At 65.1% G+C, this 14753-nt stretch carries 16 protein-coding genes; 9 read left to right on the top strand and 7 right to left on the bottom strand.

All coding sequences use genetic code 11. The features are described from left to right. The first annotated feature begins 3 nt into the window (after positions 1–3). From N0K08_RS11265 to N0K08_RS11285, 5 genes are all read left to right on the top strand, one after another. Entirely contained in the window at positions 4–840 is an 837-nt protein-coding gene (locus tag N0K08_RS11265; protein WP_261500421.1) for a pirin family protein, read from the top strand. Positions 841–910: 70 nt separating this feature from the next. Next, complete coding sequence (locus N0K08_RS11270) at positions 911–1321, top strand: DoxX family protein (protein ID WP_261500422.1); 411 nt, start codon at positions 911–913, stop codon at positions 1319–1321. A gap of 207 nt (positions 1322–1528) precedes the next feature. After that, positions 1529–2218 (top strand): isochorismatase family protein, encoded by a 690-nt coding sequence (locus N0K08_RS11275; protein ID WP_261500423.1) that lies wholly within the window; start codon positions 1529–1531, stop codon positions 2216–2218. A 254-nt stretch (positions 2219–2472) separates the two neighbouring features. Further along, on the top strand, positions 2473–3453 hold the full coding sequence (locus N0K08_RS11280) for a quinone oxidoreductase family protein (RefSeq protein WP_261500425.1): 981 nt from the start codon (positions 2473–2475) through the stop codon (positions 3451–3453). A 26-nt stretch (positions 3454–3479) separates the two neighbouring features. After that, positions 3480–4472, top strand: coding sequence for a Bug family tripartite tricarboxylate transporter substrate binding protein (locus N0K08_RS11285; RefSeq protein WP_261500426.1), 993 nt, complete (start codon positions 3480–3482; stop codon positions 4470–4472). A gap of 30 nt (positions 4473–4502) precedes the next feature. Here N0K08_RS11285 and N0K08_RS11290 read toward each other — a convergent pair whose 3' ends face one another. Genes N0K08_RS11290 through N0K08_RS11300 form a run of 3 tightly spaced genes read right to left on the bottom strand, consistent with a single transcriptional unit; the run spans position 4503 to position 6085 of the window. Next, positions 4503–4898, bottom strand: coding sequence for a DoxX family protein (locus N0K08_RS11290; protein ID WP_261500427.1), 396 nt, complete (start codon positions 4896–4898; stop codon positions 4503–4505). Positions 4899–4956: 58 nt separating this feature from the next. Further along, on the bottom strand, positions 4957–5337 hold the full coding sequence (locus N0K08_RS11295) for a DUF4148 domain-containing protein (RefSeq protein WP_261500428.1): 381 nt from the start codon (positions 5335–5337) through the stop codon (positions 4957–4959). A gap of 46 nt (positions 5338–5383) precedes the next feature. Continuing rightward, positions 5384–6085 carry a Crp/Fnr family transcriptional regulator gene (locus N0K08_RS11300; RefSeq protein WP_261500429.1) on the bottom strand — a complete coding sequence of 234 codons (702 nt, stop codon included), beginning with the start codon at positions 6083–6085 and terminating at the stop codon, positions 5384–5386. 203 nt (positions 6086–6288) lie between these two features. On the opposite strand from N0K08_RS11300, the gene N0K08_RS11305 reads away from it, so the two are divergent. Further along, positions 6289–7923 (top strand): adenylate/guanylate cyclase domain-containing protein, encoded by a 1635-nt coding sequence (locus tag N0K08_RS11305; RefSeq protein WP_261500430.1) that lies wholly within the window; start codon positions 6289–6291, stop codon positions 7921–7923. 48 nt (positions 7924–7971) lie between these two features. Here the strand turns inward: N0K08_RS11305 and N0K08_RS11310 are convergent, their stop codons facing one another. Beyond that, complete coding sequence (locus N0K08_RS11310) at positions 7972–8997, bottom strand: AraC family transcriptional regulator (RefSeq protein ID WP_261500432.1); 1026 nt, start codon at positions 8995–8997, stop codon at positions 7972–7974. A 114-nt stretch (positions 8998–9111) separates the two neighbouring features. On the opposite strand from N0K08_RS11310, the gene N0K08_RS11315 reads away from it, so the two are divergent. Genes N0K08_RS11315 through N0K08_RS11325 form a run of 3 tightly spaced genes read left to right on the top strand, consistent with a single transcriptional unit; the run spans position 9112 to position 11638 of the window. Further along, the gene (locus tag N0K08_RS11315; RefSeq protein ID WP_261500433.1) at positions 9112–10020 is read left to right on the top strand and encodes a TauD/TfdA dioxygenase family protein; all 909 of its coding nucleotides are present in this window, start codon (positions 9112–9114) and stop codon (positions 10018–10020) included. Positions 10021–10031: 11 nt separating this feature from the next. Continuing rightward, positions 10032–10622: an RBBP9/YdeN family alpha/beta hydrolase gene (locus N0K08_RS11320; protein WP_261500435.1), complete on the top strand. Its 591-nt coding sequence runs from the start codon at positions 10032–10034 to the stop codon at positions 10620–10622. 26 nt (positions 10623–10648) lie between these two features. After that, positions 10649–11638 carry a Bug family tripartite tricarboxylate transporter substrate binding protein gene (locus tag N0K08_RS11325; RefSeq protein WP_261500436.1) on the top strand — a complete coding sequence of 330 codons (990 nt, stop codon included), beginning with the start codon at positions 10649–10651 and terminating at the stop codon, positions 11636–11638. Positions 11639–11814: 176 nt separating this feature from the next. Here the strand turns inward: N0K08_RS11325 and N0K08_RS11330 are convergent, their stop codons facing one another. The 3 genes from N0K08_RS11330 to N0K08_RS11340 all read right to left on the bottom strand — a co-directional run bounded on the left by N0K08_RS11330 (position 11815) and on the right by N0K08_RS11340 (position 14628). After that, positions 11815–13002: an acetyl-CoA C-acyltransferase family protein gene (locus tag N0K08_RS11330; RefSeq protein ID WP_261500437.1), complete on the bottom strand. Its 1188-nt coding sequence runs from the start codon at positions 13000–13002 to the stop codon at positions 11815–11817. Between the two features lie 124 nt (positions 13003–13126). Further along, entirely contained in the window at positions 13127–13456 is a 330-nt protein-coding gene (locus N0K08_RS11335; protein ID WP_261500438.1) for a Rieske (2Fe-2S) protein, read from the bottom strand. Between the two features lie 113 nt (positions 13457–13569). Beyond that, complete coding sequence (locus N0K08_RS11340) at positions 13570–14628, bottom strand: BKACE family enzyme (RefSeq protein ID WP_261500439.1); 1059 nt, start codon at positions 14626–14628, stop codon at positions 13570–13572. Between the last annotated feature and the right edge of the window lie 125 nt (positions 14629–14753).

Genomic DNA, 14753 nt, shown 5'->3' on the forward strand with positions numbered 1-14753 from the left:
GGTATGCAACGCCTGATTTCACTCGTCCTGCCCGCCCAGCGTGTCATTGATGACGGCGACATGCTTTTGTGGCGGGCCCTGCCCTTGCCGGCCCGCACTTCGCTGGGCCCGTTCATTTTCATCGACCATTACCGGCACCAGAGCCGGCGCGGCATCGGCGACTCGCCGCATCCGCATGCGGGCATCGAAGTCATCAGCTACCTGCTCGAAGGCGGCGTGGAGCACCGCGACAGCCTGGGATTCAAGGACCGCCTGGGGCCTGGCGACGCGCAGTGGATCCGCGCCGGGCGCGGCATGCTGCACGCCGAGCAGCCCAGCGGCGGGCGCCACGGCCTGCAGCTGTGGACCAATCTGCCGCCGGCGCAAAAACTCGTCGATCCGGCCTATGCCTCGTTTCGCAGCGCCGAAATTCCCGAAATCCACCGCGTTGGCGCCCGCGTGCGGGTGATCGCGGGCACGCTCGCGGGCGTGCACGGTCCCATGCAGACCACCAGCCCCACGCTTTTCGCCCATATCCACCTGGAGCCCGGCGCCAGCATCACCTTGCCGCTGGGCGACGTGGCTGAATTGGGCATTTACCTGATGCAAGGCTGGCTGGACCTGGGCCGCGGCGCCCAGCTGGGCTCCGGGGAGCTGGCCATTCTGGGCCCCGGCAGCTACGTCACGCTGACGGCCAGCGCGATGCAGCGCGTGGACGCGGTCCTGCTCGGCGGCGCGCCGGTGGAAGGCGAGGTCCTGTTCGGCGGCCCCTTCGTCATGGACACGCCCGAGCGCCTGGCGCAAACCAAGCGCGACTATGCGAGTGGAAAAATGGGCCAGCTGGACGGCACGCCGTTCTAGCGCCTGGCATGCCGCCTGGAAACATCCAGGCCTTGAAGACGGGTCCGATCCAAACTGAGCAGGAGCCACCATGCTGAACTCTCTGATCCTGGGCTATAGCGACGCTTTGATCCTTCTGGCACGCCTGCTGCTGATGGCGCTGTTTCTGATCACCGGCTGGCAGAAGATCACCGGCTTTGCCGGCACGGTGCAATACATGGCGTCGACGGGATCGCCCGTGCCGCAGGTGGCAACAGCGATTGCCATTTTCATGGAGTTCTTCGTCGGCATTGCGCTGATCCTGGGCCTGTGGACGCGGCCGCTGGCCCTGCTGTTTTTCGTCTTCACGCTGGCCACCGCCGTCATGGGCCACCCTTACTGGAAGCTGGAAGGGGCCGCGCGCCATGACAACCAGATCAACTTCTACAAGAACCTGAGCATCATGGGCGGCCTGCTGCTGCTGGCCGTCACCGGCCCGGGCCGGTTTGCGCTGATGCCTTAGACAAGGCACAGGCGAGCAGCTTGGCCGTACAGCGGATTCTCGCGCGCTCAGCGTTCTAAATTCAGAACGCTGACGGCGATTTTTGCCACTATCCAGGCAAATACCCCTCGGATAAATTGCATTCATCGGCATGGATGGCGTCCTCTACGGCCCCGACGTCGCCAGGTCCGATGCCCTGCTCATCCACTCTTGCCAAGGAAATCCATCATGTCCCAGCTTGCCATTCCCGCCAATTTCAACGGCGCCGCGCCCGTCATCGACCCTGCGAACGTCGCCATGCTGCTCATAGACCACCAGAGCGGCCTGTTCCAGACGGTGCAAGACATGCCGTTCACCACGTTGCGCCGTCTGGCCAGCACCCTGGCCACCATCGCCACCCTGTCCAAGATCCCGGTCATCACCACGGCCTCCGTGCCCCAGGGCCCCAACGGCCCCTTGATTCCCGAAATCCACCAGAACGCGCCCCACGCCCGCTACATCGCCCGCAAAGGCGAAATCAACGCCTGGGACAATCCCGACTTCGTGCAAGCCGTCAAGGACACGGGCAAGAAGCAGCTGATCATTGCCGGCACCATCACCAGCGTCTGCATGGCCTTCCCCTCGATTGCCGCCGTGGCCGCGGGCTACCAGGTGTTTGCCGTCATCGACGCTTCGGGCACCTATTCCAAGATGGCGCAGGAGATCACGCTGGCGCGCATGATCCAGGCCGGCGTGGTGCCCATCGATGTCGCGGCCGTGGCCTCCGAGCTGCAAAAGACCTGGAACCGCGACGACGCCGCCCAGTGGGCCCAGGCCTATACCGGCATTTTCCCCAACTACCAGCTCTTGATCGAAAGCTACGCCAAGGCCCAGGAAGTGGTCCGCAACCAGGAAGTGCTGGACTCCCAGCGCAAGTGATGCGGCGGGCCTTGGCCCGCACGGTCTCGGCGACGTGAAAAGCGTGCCGACCATTCTCCGACCGCGCTGCCCGCGGGGCGCTGCCTGGCGCGGCGCCCGGCCCTGTCTGGATGCGGGTTTTCGCGGGGTGCGACAGTCATGAAAAGCGAAGTCCAAGACACAAAACGTCAAGTGCTGGACGACCGCTCGCTCCATCATGAAGTTCTCGCTGAAAACACCCGCAGCCGGGCATTTCACAGACAACAGGAGACAACATGGCGAAAGTCGTTCGATTTTACGAAACAGGCGGCCCCGAAGTACTGCGCTTCGAGGACGTTGACGTCGGTCAACCCGGTCCCGGAGAAGTCCGTCTGCGCCACGTGGCCGTGGGCTTGAATTTTGCGGACACCTATTTCCGCTCCGGCATCTATCCCGTGCCCATGCCCAGCGGCATAGGCAACGAAGCCGCGGGCGTGATCGAAGCCGTGGGCCCTGGCGTCACCGGCCTGGCCGTGGGCGACCGCGTGACCTACACCGGTTTCACCAACACCTTGGGTGCCTACAGCAGCGAGCGGCTGATCGCCGCCGCACCGCTGATCAAGCTGCCCGAAGGCATCAGTTGCGAGACCGCCGCCGCGATGACCATGCGCGGCCTGTCGGCCGCCTACCTGTGCCGCAAGATCTATCCATTCCAGCGCGGAGAAACCATCTTGCTGCACGCCGCCGCCGGCGGTGTCGGGCTGATCGTGTCCCAGTGGGCCAAGCTGCTGGGCCTCAGCGTGATCGGCACGGTCTCCACCGACGCCAAGGCCGAAGTGGCCAAGGCCCACGGCTGCGACCACGTGATCAACTACAGCCACGAGGATGTGGTGGCGCGCGTGCGCGAGATCACCGGCGGCGTGGGCGTGTCCGTGGTGTTTGACAGCGTGGGCAAGGACACCTTCATGCTCTCGCTGGACTGCCTCAAGCGCCGCGGCCTGCTGGTCTGCGTGGGCACGGCCTCGGGCAAGATCCCGCCGTTCGACCCGGCCATCCTGGCGCGCAAGGGCTCGCTCTATGTCACCCGCCCGGGCCTGGCCGACTACATTGCCGATCCGGTGGAAAAGCAGGAGCTGGTGGACGAACTGTTCGGCCATGTGGCCGCGGGCCGCATCCGGATTGAAATCAACCAGCGCTACGCACTGGCAGACGCCGTACAGGCACACCGCGATCTGGAGGGAAGAAAAACCACCGGTTCGTCGATTTTCGTCCTCTGAGCGCCCCACTTTCCCTGCGAGTCATCATGAAAAATTCTCTCCAGCGCCTGCGTTCTCTTGCGGCCGTTCTTTTGTCGTCGGTACTTGCCGTGTCGTTTGCCAGCGCCCAGGAATGGCCGACCAAGCCCATACGCATCATTGTTCCCGCGCCGCCGGGCGCCATCACGGACGGCGTGGCCCGCCTCATCGGCGAGCAGTTGCGCGTCAACCTGGGCCAGCCGGTCATCATCGACAACAAGCCCGGCGGCTCGGCCGTGATCGCCGAGCGGGCGATGCTCAGCGCTCCGGCCGACGGCTACACCTTGATGGTCGCGCCTTCCAGCGTCTGGACCGATTTCCCCTTCTCGGTCAAGACGCCTTTCGACCCCCACAAGACGTTCACCTATGTGGCCGACGTGGCCAGCATGGTCCATGTGCTGGTGGCGAGCAACACCTACCCACCCAACAAGCCGCAAGAGATCCTGGACCACGCACGCAAGAACAAGAACACGGTCAGCGTGGCCAATATGAGCACCGGCACGCGCTCCAACCTGCTGGGCGATTTGCTCAGCGAGAAAAGCGGCAAGAACATCCTGGTCGTGCCCTACAAGGGCTCGGCGCCGGTCCTGGTGGATTTGATGGGCGGCCAGGTGCAGCTGACTTTCGACGTGCTCAGCAACGTGGCGCCGCTGGTCAAGGCCGGCAAGATCAAGGGCGTGGGCATTGTCTCGGCCACGCGCTCGCCCCACCTGCCCGATGTGCCCAGCTTCGCGGAACTGGGCATGCCCGATCTGGTCATGCCCGATGCCAGCGTCGGCGTGATGATTCTGAGCAGCACGCCGCCGGCCATGAGCGAGCGCATTCGCCGCGAGATGGAAAAAGTCATGCGCTCGCCCAAGTTCCGCGAAATGATGGCCGCCCAGGGCTATGACCAGCCCAAGGAAAGCACGTTCGAGGAACTGCAAAAGAAACTGGCCGACACCGTGGAGCAGAACCGCCAGATCCTGGTGAAGCTGAAGATGCCCACCACGCCGCAGTAAGCGGCTGGCCGCGCTAGCCGGCAGGGCGCATCACTGCGCCAGGGCCTGCCGGGAGCGCAATGCGCCAGGGCTGCTGATCAGCACCTGCAGCAGGCCGCCGCAAATCGCCAGGTTCTTCAGGAAACTGATGAGTTGCGACCTGTCGCCAAAGTCGGCGTGGAACAGCAGTGCGGTGGCCAAGGTAAACGCCAGCAAGACAAAGGCGCTGATGCGCGTCTTGTAGCCCAGCAGGAAAGCCGTGGCCACGACCACTTCGACGCACAGCGCCGCCGCATAAGCCATGGCGGGCCAGGGCATGCCGGCCTTGGCGATGTAGGCCATCGAGGCCTCTGGTCCCAGCAGCTTGCCTATGCCGCTGTAGAGGAAGACAGCACTCAGCAGTGCTCTTGCGAGCAGCGCTCCAATATCCGGGGATTCTTTGTTCATCGGTCGTTGATGCAGTGAGTCAAAAAAGGTGGGCTGAAATAGCCCACCCCGCAAAGGCTTACTTCGCCACGCCGCCCTGGCGACGCAGTTCTTCCTGGAATTCAGCGCCGCGGCGCATCTTCTGGTACTGCGCCATGCGCTGTTCGTAGCCGGCATCGAAGCTGGTGTTTTCACCCTGGTGGTAGATGTTCATGCCGGCACGGTTCCAGATCGCCAGGTCGGCCAGCACTTCCGCGCGCGACAGCGACGGACCGGAGATCACAGGCTCGGCGCCGAACCAGACCTGCGGGTTTTGCGCCGAGGCGATGCCGGAAAACGAAGCGGCGGCGATGGCGGCGATGGCGAGGATGTTCTTGGTGGTTTTCATGACGGTGCTTTCTTCAAGGTCTTGCAGTGCGGGCTTGCGTTCTGCATGGACTGAAGTTTCTTCTTCCGTCATGGAGCTGTATGTGCGTAAACGCACAGTTTTGCGCAGAAAGCGCAGGTCAGGCGAGTACCAATTCCTGCAGGTCCTGCACGCAAGTCACGCATAGCGTGCGCTGGCCTTGCTTGCGCAGCAGCCCGCTCTTGGTGAGCGCGCTGATCTCCCTGGCGACCTGCTCCCGGTTGGTGCTGATCTTGCTGGCCAGCGCCGAATGCGGCGGCGCGGGCTCGATGCGCGCACTGCCGTCCGCCAGCACCCCGGCGGCATGGGCCAGGCGCAGCAGCTCCACATGCAAGCGCGTTTGCACACTCAAGGTGCTGAGCTCCAGCACACGGTCGGTCAACTGCCTGACCAGCCCGGTGAGGTGCTGCAACATGCGCCGTGCGATCAGGGGCTCGCGCGCCATCAGCGCCATGAAATCCGCCGCGCCGAGGCCGGCCAGCTGCGAGGACTCGAGCGCGACGACATCGGCCGAGCGCATCTGGCCGTCGATCGCCGAGAGATCGCCAAAATGCTCCCCGGGCTGGTAATCGCGAAACGACACTTCGCGCCCGCTGGCCGAATAAGTGGTGATGCGCACGCGTCCCGTGAGCAGGAAAAACACGTCGCTGCCCGTCGATGAGCGCGTGAACACCGGCTTCTTGGCATCGACATGGCGCCATTCGCAGGCCGCGGCAATGCGGTTCAGGCAGTCATCGTCCAGGCCTGCGAAGAGTGAAATCTGGCGCAATGCCAGGCTGGAGCGAACGATGGGAGCAGGCATGAAAGGCGGGGGCGAAGCAGGGGACAGCGGCAATTATCGGCAGGCATGGCCGCCGCCGCTGGCAGGCCCTGCGCTGCCCCCAGGAAGGACAGGACATCGCCTATGGCTTATCTTGGCCGCCGGCGCGCAGCTGTCGTGCCGGCCTTGCCCTCCTGAAGAACCCGATGAAATCCCCCTCCTCCGTGCGATCTGCGCGGCCCCCGATGTCCATGCCTTCCCTGCGCAAGCTGCGCTGGGGAAGCGGCCTGGTACTGTGGGTCTATGTGGCGCTGCACCTGATCAACCACGGCCTGGGGCTGGTGTCGCTGCACGCCGCGGAAACCATGCGCATGGGAGTGCAAAGTCTTTGGCGCTCCGTGCCCGGCACCGTGCTGCTGTACGGCGCGTTCGCCACCCATGGGGCGATGGCGCTCATGGCCGTGTGGCAAAGGCGCAGCCTGCGCATGCCGGCGATGGAAGCCATACGCCTGGTGCTGGGCCTGTGCCTGCCGCTGCTGCTGGCCGCGCATTTTTCCGCCACGCGTTGGGCCTACGCCAGTTGGGCCATCGCCAACAGCTATGAACGCCTCATTCCCGCGATCTGGAATCCGGCCAGCATCAGCCTGCAGTTGCTGCTGCTGACCACGGCCTGGGCGCATGGCTGCCTGGGCCTGCATTTCGCGCTGCGCGCGCGCAGTGCCTGGCAGCGCTGCCAGCCTGTGCTCCTGAGCTTGGCCGTGCTGCTGCCGACCCTGGCGGCACTGGGCGTGCTGGCCATGGCCAGGGAAATCGCCGTTGGCATTCCCGCCGTGGCACAGGAGCCCCCCCTGCAAGTCTCCCAGGACCTGCAAGGCATGACGGCGGATCTGCGCCTGGGCTGGCTGCTGCTGCTCGCGGCCGCGCTGGCCGGGCCGCGCCTGTGGCGCTGGCTGCGCCAGCGGCCGGGGACCGGCATGATCCAATTGCATTACCCGGGCCGCACGCTGCAGGTGCCGCGGGGCTTCAGTGTGCTGGAGGCCAGCCGCTCCCATGGGCTGGAACACCTGTCCTTGTGCGGCGGCAGAGCGCGCTGCTCCACCTGCCGCGTGCGGGTGCGGGGGGCGAGCGCCCATTTCCCGCCACCGGGGCGCGATGAGCGCAAAACCCTGGAGCGTGTGCATGCCCCCGCCGATGTGCGTCTCGCATGCCAGCTGCGCCCGCTGGGCGATATTGAAGTCACGCCCTTGTTCCACCCCCAAGCCGAGACCCGCGTGACCAGCGGCGGGGAGGAGCGCGCGGTGGTGATTCTGTTTGTCGACCTGCGCCAATGGTCCGGCCTGTCCGAGCGCCAATGGCCGGTGGACCTGTCCTGGGTGCTGGACCGGTATTTCGAATTGATAGGCAGCGCCGTGCAGGAGTGTGGCGGCGTGGCCAATCAATTCATTGGCGACAGCGTGATGGCCATTTTTGGCCTGAAGACGGATCTGCCCAGCGCCGCCCGCCAAGCCATACAGGCCTGCATGCTGATCGACCAGCGCATGCAGGCCTGGGGCCAGTCCTTTCACACCGAATTCGGCCAGACCCTGGAATACGGCATGGGACTGCATGCGGGCAGCGTGGCTTTGGGGCGCGTGGGTTTCGAGAACACCACCAGCTTCACGGCCGTGGGCGAAGTGGTGAACACCGCGAGCCGACTGCAGGAGTACTCCAAAGTCGCCCAGGCCAGGCTGGTGCTGTCGGCGGATGTGGCCCGTCTGGCGCAGGTCCAGGGCAGTCTGGGCAAGGCCCAGCAGGTGCAGGTGCGCGGACGCTCGGCACCCCTGGAAATCTTCCATGTCGTGCGCCCGGCCCAGCATTGGGCGACGCTCAAGACGGCGTGAATCCCGGGCGCGGGGCACCCGGGCGCGGGCCGCCGGGCGCGGATCGCGCTAGGAGGCGGCCCCGCGCTGGGCGGCCATGGCCTTGGCCCGGCTTTCCTTGGCGCTGCAGCCAAACTGCATCTGGTACCAGCGCGAGAAACTGCTGGGCGCCGTGAAGCCCAGCAATTCCGCCACATCGGTCAGCGAGCGGCTGCCTTCAAAGACATAGCGCGCCGCCAGTTCCTTGCGGATATCGTTCATCAGCGCGGAGAAACTCTGGCCTTGCTCCGTCAGGCGGCGCTGAATCGTGCGCGGCACCACGCCCAGGTGCTCGCTGACTTTTTCAATGCTGCAGCGCCCGCTGGGCAGCAGCAGGAAAATCGTGCGGCGCACTTCGTCCAGCATGGTTTCATCGCTGGGCTTGACCAGCGCATCGAGCAGCTGCTGGGCGTAGCGAATCATGGCCGGATCGGCAAATTCGTTGGGGGTATCGAGATCGCTTTTGCTGCAGACAATGCAGTTGAATTCGTGATTGAACTCCACATGGCGACCGAACATCTGGGTGTGCATGCTCAGGTCGCGCGGCGCCGAATGCTCGAAGCACACGCGCCTGGGCTGCCAGTCGCGCCCTATCAGCTGGCGAATCAGGCGCACCATCACGCCCAGCGCCAGCTCGACCCGCTGGCGCGTGGGCTGGTGGGTGCTGCCGGCCATCAGCAGCTCGCGGATGACCACCGTGTTCTCGCCCTCTTCGACCAGCAGCGTGAGCGCGCCATTCAGAAAGGCCTGGTAGCGCACCAGCAGCGCCAGCGAATCCCGCAGGCTTTGCTGGTCGCGCATCAGCAAGCCCACGGCGCCCAGATTGGACAGCAGGCGCGAGCGCGCCATGCACAGACCAAAACTTTCGTTGCCCGACACCGTGGCCGCGGTCTGCAGCAGGCGGCCGACACGCTCCACGGGAATCATCAAGTCCGGCTCATCGAGCACACTGGGACTCAAATCCGCATCCAGCAGCATGCGCGCGGGATTCAAGCCCGAAGCCTTGGCCACTTCGCCGAAATTGGTAAGGCAGGCAGCACGAACGAGAGACGTCATCGGGATCAATTATTTGGCATGAAATGCCAAACTTCAGTCATGTAATGACAAGCGAAAAGCGCGAAAAATTTACACACTAAAGTCATTAATCCATTCTACATGGGAGACATGATCATGACTGCTCTTCAAGCTGCTCCGGCCGTGGTTCGTGCGACCTCGTTGACGCGATCCATACAGGTCAATCCGCTGACTTGCAAGATTGGCGCCGAGCTGAGCAATGTCGACCTTGGAGCCGCGGCCCAGGACGATGGCTTGCTGGCCGAAATCCGTGCCCTGCTGCTCAAGCACCGTGTGATCTTCTTTCGTGACCAGGACATCACGCGCGCCGAGCATGTGGCCTTCGCCCGCCGCTTTGGCGAGCTGGAAGACCACCCCGTGGTCGGCAGCCATCCCGATCACCGCGGCCTGGTGCAAATCTACAAGACGCCCGACAGCCCGCAGGACCGCAACGAGAACTCCTGGCATACCGACGCCACCTGGCGCGACGAGCCGCCCATGGGTTGCGTGCTGCGCTGCGTGGAATGCCCGCCCGTGGGCGGCGACACCATGTGGGTCAACATGGTCGAGGCCTACGCGCAGCTGCCCGACGACATCAAGGCCAAGATCGCCCCCTTGCGCGCGCGCCACAGCATAGAAGCCAGCTTCGGCGCCGCCATGCCCATAGAGAAACGCCTGGCGCTCAAGGCCCAGTACCCCGATGCCGAGCACCCCGTGGTGCGCATCCACCCCGAGACCGGCGAGAAGATCCTGTTCGTCAACGCCAGCTTCACCACGCACTTCACCAACTACAACACGCCCGCCAACGTGCGTTTCGGTCTGGACAAGTCGCCCGGCGCCTCCCAGCTGCTCAACTACCTGACCAGCCAGGCCATGATTCCCGAATACCAGGTGCGGTTTCGCTGGCAGCCCAACAGCATCGCCTTCTGGGACAACCGCTCCACCCAGCATTACGCCGTCATGGACTACCCGCCTTGCCACCGCAAGATGGAACGCACGGCCATCATCGGCGACGCCACTTTCTGAAACTCCGCAACATGTCCATGACTCCTACTTTTCTCATCATTCCCGGCCTGCGCGACCACGTCGAAAACCACTGGCAGACCCTGCTCGCCGCCGAGCTGCCCCAGGCCTGCATTGTTCCGCCGCTGGAGCAGGACAAGCTCAGCTGCGCCGCGCGCCTGGATGCCATCGATCACGCCCTGGCCGGCATCCAGGGCCCGGTGGTCATCGTCGCGCACAGCGCCGGCTGCATGATGGTGGCCCACTGGGCCGCACGTACGGCGGCCCGCGGCACCCCGCGCGCCATCCAGGCGGCCTTGCTGGTCGCCCCGGCCGATCTGGAAACGCCCATGCCCGCGGGCTACCCCACGGTGGACGTGCTGGACAGCCACGGCTGGCTGCCCGTGCCCCGCGCGCCCCTGCCCTTCCCCAGCATCGTCGCGGCCAGCAGCAACGATCCATTGGCCCAACTCGAGCGCACGCGTTCTTTCGCCAGCGACTGGGGCAGCCAGCTGGTCGAGCTCGGCCCTATCGGCCACGTGAACCCGGCTTCAGGCCACGGCCACTGGCCGCAGGCCCTGGAACTGGTCCAGCAAGCGCTCGCGCTGAGCGCCGCCACCGCCTGAAACAAGATTTAGCAGGAGACAACACCATGCACGCACCCACTTTGAAAAAACATGCGCTGGCCCTGGCCGCAGGCGTCTTCGCCCTCAGCGGCCTGCAGGCCGTGCACGCCGAGGCCGCCTGGCCCAACAAGCCGATTCGCCTGCTCGTGGCCGGCCCCGCGGGCGGCACGGCCGACGCACTCGCCCGCTTGCTGGCCGACGGCATGCACAAAAGCCTGGGCCAGGCCGTGATCGTCGAATCCAAGCCCGGCGCCTCGGGTGGCATCGCCATCCAGGAATTGAAGGCCCGAGGCAAGGATGGCTACACTTTCCTGGTGATCCAGGAAGGCACGGTCACCGAGTCGCCGCAGGCCACCAAGGTCAGCTACGACCCGTTCAAGGACTTGAAGCCCCTGGCCCAGCTGACACGCACCGGCCTGGTGATGGTGGCGAACAAGCAGGTGCCCATCACCAACCTGAAAGAGCTGATCAGCTACGGCCAGGCACAAAAGGACGGCCTGGACTTCGCTTCCTACTCGGCCGGTCTCAAGGGCCACACTTCGGGCATGCAGCTGGGCCAGCTGGCGAACATCAAGATGCGCCATGTCGGCTACAAGGGCTCGCCACCCGCGCTGATCGACCTGATGGGCGGCCATGTGCCCGTGATGTTCGACGGACTGAGCACTTCCTTGCCGCTGATCAAGGCCGGCAAGATCACGCCCATCGCCGTGGTCTATCCCACGCGCCTGTCCGAGCTGCCCAATGTGCCGACCTTCACCGAACTGGGCTACCCACAGATGGCCAAGGCCGGCTGGTTCGCCGTCTGGTCCAACCCCGATGCGCCCGCGGCCATCCAGCAGAAATTGCGTGACGTGGCCGTGGAGCATTTCAAGCAGCCTTCCGTTCTCGCCACCGTCCGCACCATGGGCATGGAGCCGCCCCTGCCGCTGACTTCGGCCGAAATGACCGCCGACCTCAAGGACGGCTCGGCCAAGCAGGCCGCCCTGCTCAAGTCCATCAACTACCAGCCGGAATAAGCCGCTGGAACCAGGTACCTGACTGCAGCTTCTCCTTTTGGGCCCGCCACGAAATCAGGGCGAGGCGGGAATGGCAAGAAGAAGCTGCAGTCCAGGTACCCTGCGCAAATGCACCAAGGCCTGCCCGAGGAGACTCCGGCAGGCCTTGGTCTTATGCGCGTTCAGCGCTCAGGGGCTCACACCCGCTCAAAAATGGCGGCAATGCCCTGGCCGCCGCCAATGCACATGGTCACCAGCGCGTAGCGCCCGCCCGTGCGCTGCAGCTCGGCGATGGCCTTGGTGGTGATGATGGCGCCGGTCGCACCCACGGGATGGCCCAGCGCGATGCCCGAGCCATTCGGGTTGACCTTGGCCGGGTCCAGGCCCAGTTCCTGGATCACGGCGCAGGCCTGGGCGGCGAAGGCTTCATTGGCCTCGATCACGTCCATGTCCTGGATCTTCAGGCCGCAGCGGGCCAGCACTTTTTGCGTGGCGGGCACGGGACCTATGCCCATATAGGCCGGCTCCACGCCCGCGTGGGCATAGCCCACCAGGCGCGCCAGGGGCTTGCCGCCCAAGGCCGCCAGGCGGTCACCGGCGACCATGACGACGGCGGACGCGCCGTCGTTGATGCCCGAAGCATTGCCCGCCGTCACGGTGCCGCCGTCCTTCTTGAACGCCGGCTTCATGCCGGCCAGGGTTTCCAGCGTGGTGGCGGCGCGCACATGCTCGTCGGTATCGAACCGTACCGTGCCTTTGCGCGTGGCGATTTCCACGGGAACGATCTGTTCCTGGAAGTAGCCCGCGGCAATCGCCGCGGCCGCGCGCTGCTGGCTGGCCTGGGCCAGTGCGTCCTGCATGGCGCGGCTGATCCGGTAGCGTTCGGCCACGTTTTCCGCCGTCACGCCCATGTGCATCTTCTGCCAGGGGTCGAGCAAGATGCCCAGCATGTAGTCCACGCTTTTGACATCGCCCATGCGCGCGCCCCAGCGGGCACTGGTGTCGAGGTAAGGGCCGCGGCTCATGGATTCGGCGCCGCCGCCTATGGCCGCGTCGCAGTCGCCCAGGGCAATGGACTGGGCCGCCGACACAATGGCCTGCAGGCCCGAACCGCACAGGCGGTTCACATTGAACGCCGGAGTCTCGACGGGGCAGCCGGCATCGACGGCGGCCACGCGCGACAGATAGGCATCGCGGGTCTCGGTGGGAATCACATGGCCCATGACCACATGGCCCACGGCGTCGGCGGCGATGCCGGCGCGCGCAATCGCGGCCTTGACCACGGTGGTCGCCAGTTGGCTGGGAGTAACGTCTTTCAGGCTGCCGCCGAAAGTGCCTATGGCCGTGCGGGCCGTGCTGACGACAAAGATATCTCGGGTATGCATGCGTTGGTCTCGCAAAAAAGGATGGCAAGTGGCAGCCAGCGGGGCTGGACTGCCGCAGTGGATGTCTCACTGCCCTGCAGATCGCGTGGCCTGCAGGTATTTTTTTATGCGGGGAGGGGCTTGCTCAGGCGAGCGGCTCGGGCGGCTGCAGCCACAGCTGGCCGTCCTCGATGACGACGCCATAGCTAGGGATGCGCATGCCCGCCGAGGCCAGGCACTGGCCGTTGCGCACATCGAAGCGCAGGCCGTGGGCCGGACAGCTGATGACGTGGTCCACGCAGGCGCTGCCGCTGAGCGCCGCGCCCGCGTGCGGGCAGCTGTTTTCCAGCGCGTAGAACCGGCCGTTCAGATGGTAGACGATGATGGACTCGCCGCCGGGCACGAAGACCAGCTTGCGCGCGCCAGGCGCCAGGGCATCGGCGGCGCCGGCCGCAATCCAGTGGGTTTCAGGCATGGGATGGACTTTCTCTGCGCGCAGGCCAGCAGCGGTGTGAACGAAAAAGGCCAGCGGCCACTTTGCAGCGGCGCTGGCTTTGCGACAGCGTCCGCAGACGCCGCGTACCGGAATCAGGCGGTTTTGCGTAAAAAGCCCTGGTTGCCGCCATTGCGGTTGGGCGCGAAGCCGTTGGCGGCCAGCGACTCTTCCACCGTGTCGTAGAACACGCCGATCTTGCTGATTTCGCGCGCCTGCCGGGCGGTGGCGATGGGGCGGCCGAAGTCCAGCGACATGCGCACCAGTTGCTCGATCTGCGACACCGTGCTGGCCTTGGCGCTGCGGTCCTGGTTCCACAGGCAGTCTTCCGTGCCGCAGCGCACGTGCAGGCCCGCGGCAATGCCCATCATGTTCACCGGCAGCACGTTGCGCACATTGCTTTCCACCGTCAGCACCGCGCCATCGGGCACGGCGCGCACGAAGTTGGCCAGGCTGTAGAGGCTGGGCATGTCCATGCCGCCACCAATCGCCACCCAGTTCATCACCAGCGGGCCCATGTAGAAGCCGCGGCGCATCAGGCGCTCCACCGATTCGAAGCTGTTGATGTTGTAGCACTGGAAGGCGCTCTGGATGCCGGCCTTGGTCAGGCGGCGCACATGCTCTTCGACCCAGCCGGGCTGGGCCGGCACGGTCATTTCCTTGTAGGCGTTGAAGATGGCCGGGATTTCGCGCGACGTGCCCTTGAAGTCCGCGTCTTCGGCCTGGTCGGTGACGTTCATCTGCGAGGTATTCACGGTGACCGTCACCTGATCGGGCACGGGGTCCAGATCGGCCAGCATGTGGCGCGTGTCGTCGCTGAGCCACTTGGCCATTTCGCCTTCGTTCTCGGGCGCGAAGCTGATCGAGCCGCCGACCTGAATGATCATCTCGGGCACGGCCTTGCGCACGCCGGCAATCAGTTCATTGAACTTGGACAGGCGCTTGGAGCCCTTGCCGTCCATTTCACGCACATGCAGGTGCAGCACCGTGGCGCCGGCGTTGTAGCAGTCTACGGCCTTCTGGATTTGCGCTTCCATGGCGACAGGAATGTCTTCGGGGAAGTCCGAAGGCAGCCAGCCCGGCGCATAGGGCGCGGCCGTGATGATCAAGGGCTGCTGGTTTTCTGGGAACAGGTGGCCGTCGAGGAAATTCATGCTTTGTCTCCAATGGGGTTTCGACTTCGAGCGCCAGGCCCGCAGGCCTGCGCCACCAGGGGGCGCTGGGCGCTCGAAGTGCTGAAGTGCCTTCACTTTAGGACAGGGCGCGAAGAAACATTTGC

Source organism: Acidovorax bellezanensis, from assembly GCF_025421555.1.
Taxonomy (GTDB): Bacteria; Pseudomonadota; Gammaproteobacteria; order Burkholderiales; family Burkholderiaceae_C; genus Comamonas; species Comamonas bellezanensis.

What these genes read in the sequence shown, in the direction of transcription:
- N0K08_RS11265 (WP_261500421.1), top strand. Translation starts at nt 4, where the DNA reads ATGCAACGCCTGATTTCACTCGTCCTGCCCGCCCAGCGTGTCATTGAT.
- N0K08_RS11270 (WP_261500422.1), top strand. Translation starts at nt 911, where the DNA reads ATGCTGAACTCTCTGATCCTGGGCTATAGCGACGCTTTGATCCTTCTG.
- N0K08_RS11275 (WP_261500423.1), top strand. Translation starts at nt 1,529, where the DNA reads ATGTCCCAGCTTGCCATTCCCGCCAATTTCAACGGCGCCGCGCCCGTC.
- N0K08_RS11280 (WP_261500425.1), top strand. Translation starts at nt 2,473, where the DNA reads ATGGCGAAAGTCGTTCGATTTTACGAAACAGGCGGCCCCGAAGTACTG.
- N0K08_RS11285 (WP_261500426.1), top strand. Translation starts at nt 3,480, where the DNA reads ATGAAAAATTCTCTCCAGCGCCTGCGTTCTCTTGCGGCCGTTCTTTTG.
- N0K08_RS11290 (WP_261500427.1), bottom strand. Translation starts at nt 4,898, where the DNA reads ATGAACAAAGAATCCCCGGATATTGGAGCGCTGCTCGCAAGAGCACTG.
- N0K08_RS11295 (WP_261500428.1), bottom strand. Translation starts at nt 5,337, where the DNA reads ATGACGGAAGAAGAAACTTCAGTCCATGCAGAACGCAAGCCCGCACTG.
- N0K08_RS11300 (WP_261500429.1), bottom strand. Translation starts at nt 6,085, where the DNA reads ATGCCTGCTCCCATCGTTCGCTCCAGCCTGGCATTGCGCCAGATTTCA.
- N0K08_RS11305 (WP_261500430.1), top strand. Translation starts at nt 6,289, where the DNA reads ATGTCCATGCCTTCCCTGCGCAAGCTGCGCTGGGGAAGCGGCCTGGTA.
- N0K08_RS11310 (WP_261500432.1), bottom strand. Translation starts at nt 8,997, where the DNA reads ATGACGTCTCTCGTTCGTGCTGCCTGCCTTACCAATTTCGGCGAAGTG.
- N0K08_RS11315 (WP_261500433.1), top strand. Translation starts at nt 9,112, where the DNA reads ATGACTGCTCTTCAAGCTGCTCCGGCCGTGGTTCGTGCGACCTCGTTG.
- N0K08_RS11320 (WP_261500435.1), top strand. Translation starts at nt 10,032, where the DNA reads ATGTCCATGACTCCTACTTTTCTCATCATTCCCGGCCTGCGCGACCAC.
- N0K08_RS11325 (WP_261500436.1), top strand. Translation starts at nt 10,649, where the DNA reads ATGCACGCACCCACTTTGAAAAAACATGCGCTGGCCCTGGCCGCAGGC.
- N0K08_RS11330 (WP_261500437.1), bottom strand. Translation starts at nt 13,002, where the DNA reads ATGCATACCCGAGATATCTTTGTCGTCAGCACGGCCCGCACGGCCATA.
- N0K08_RS11335 (WP_261500438.1), bottom strand. Translation starts at nt 13,456, where the DNA reads ATGCCTGAAACCCACTGGATTGCGGCCGGCGCCGCCGATGCCCTGGCG.
- N0K08_RS11340 (WP_261500439.1), bottom strand. Translation starts at nt 14,628, where the DNA reads ATGAATTTCCTCGACGGCCACCTGTTCCCAGAAAACCAGCAGCCCTTG.